Source organism: Massilia sp. CCM 8734, assembly GCF_011682155.1.
Taxonomy (GTDB): Bacteria; Pseudomonadota; Gammaproteobacteria; order Burkholderiales; family Burkholderiaceae_D; genus Telluria_A; species Telluria_A rubra.
Genome location: NZ_WHJI01000119.1, coordinates 1 through 1,657, shown reverse-complemented (window position 1 = coordinate 1,657; position 1,657 = coordinate 1). Strand labels below are relative to the sequence as shown.

The window sequence follows — 1,657 nt, the reverse complement described above, 5'->3', positions numbered from 1 at the left end:
CACCTCGCCATGTCGCGGGAACAGCACGCGCAGTCAACGCCGCTCGGTCAGATCCAGGCCAAAGAAAAGGCGTTGGGCCGCACGCTGTCGCCGGTCGAGCGCGCCGCCATGCTGGGGGTGGACACGATGAACCCCGCCACCCGTGCCCAGCTGGGGAGTTTGTTGAAAGAGCAAGACCAGATCTCGGCCGCCATGACCAAGGCGCAGGCGGAGGGCACCTGGGCGCCCGAGTCCGCTGGCGCAAAAAGCCTTCACACGCGCTCGGCCATGCTCAACCAGCAGGTTTCCGACTTGCTCGGCGGCCCGCGTAGCGCGGCCGATCCCCTCAACCTGAACGGGCCAGCCAAGGGCGCGGCGCCAGTCACCGCCCCTGCAGCGACCCAAAGCACGACACCGTCCGCTCTCAAGACGCCGGCAGGGGTGCGAGCGCCGGCAGCGCCGAAGCAAAGTCCACTTCTGGAGCTGATTGGGATGTCCTCCGGCAACTCGGCGTGGAATCAGGTAGCGGTCGAGAAGGCGGCCACGCTGGAGGCGGCGGCAGCCGAGTATCAGAAAGCGAAATTCATCCTCAATGCAACCATTCCCTCCGGCGACGTCGCCGCCACCGATGCCGCGCTCAAACGCGTGAATGCCGCGCGCGCCGTTGTGGAAGACAACATCGGCCCCGCCCTCAACAAGACTGCCATGCTCGAAGCGCTCGGCATGTAATGACAATAAATTCAAGGATCGCAATGACTGGTTTGACCGACGCACGCAAGAAACTTCCTTCCCTTAGCTCCCTGGACGACGCGGCGTTCGTTGATGCTGTTCACACGATGTACTACCCGGAGATGGACAAGGCGGAATTGTCCACCAAGCTGGGCTATCAGCCGGCGGCCGCGCCGGCGCAATCGGCCGGACTAGTGCGCAGCGCCGGCGACATGGGGATCAAACTGGGACAGGGCGTGGTCGACTTGGGCTCGGCGGTTGTCGGGCTCGGCAGCTTAACAACTGGCGGCATGGTGGGCAAGAGCATGCGTGCGGTCGGCTACGATCCGAAACGGACCAATGAATTCCTCGGCGAGTTCCTGAGCGACAGTCAAAAAGCATCCGACGAAAAGGTTGCCCAAGCCGACGGCTTTGTCGGCACCATCGCCGAGTCGGTCAAGAACCCGCGCGCAATTATTGGCTCGATCGCCCAATCCGCACCTGGCATGTTGGGCGGTATGGGCGTCACCGGCGCGCTGGCGCGCAAGGTGGCGGTGCGCGCGGCGCTGGCAACGGGTGAGGGCGCGGCCGCAAGCGCCGCCAGCCTGGCCGCTGGCAGGACGGCGGCGGAAGCGACGGCGGCCGCCATGGCAAGCAGCGCCGGCAGGAAGGCGGCCGCCGAAGCGGTCAACGCCGCCGGGACCAGGCTGATCGGCGCCGGCGCCCTCACGGAAGGCGCGCAGACCGCCGGCAACATCGCCGACCGGGCGCAGGCCGAGGGACGAGAATATCGCGACTACGCTTTGCCGGCAGTGGGCGCCGGTCTTGGTACCGCGCTGATCGGGCTCGGCGCGGGCAAGCTGATGGGCGACGCGGCCACGCAGATTGCGACCGGATCGGCCGGCGCCCAGGTGCGCGGCTCCCTCGCCGGCCGGGTCGGGAAAGGCATGCTGAGCGAGGGCGTGCTGGA

General features: G+C 67.0%; 1 protein-coding gene and 1 pseudogene. Both read left to right on the top strand.

The window, feature by feature from the left end; all coding sequences use genetic code 11:
- Positions 1 to 708 (top strand): annotated as a pseudogene (locus tag F2P46_RS35685) (hypothetical protein); the annotation flags it as partial.
- 23 nt (positions 709 to 731) lie between these two features.
- Positions 732 to 1,657: hypothetical protein (locus tag F2P46_RS35680; protein WP_208296919.1), on the top strand; the 926-nt coding region annotated here is incomplete at its 3' end.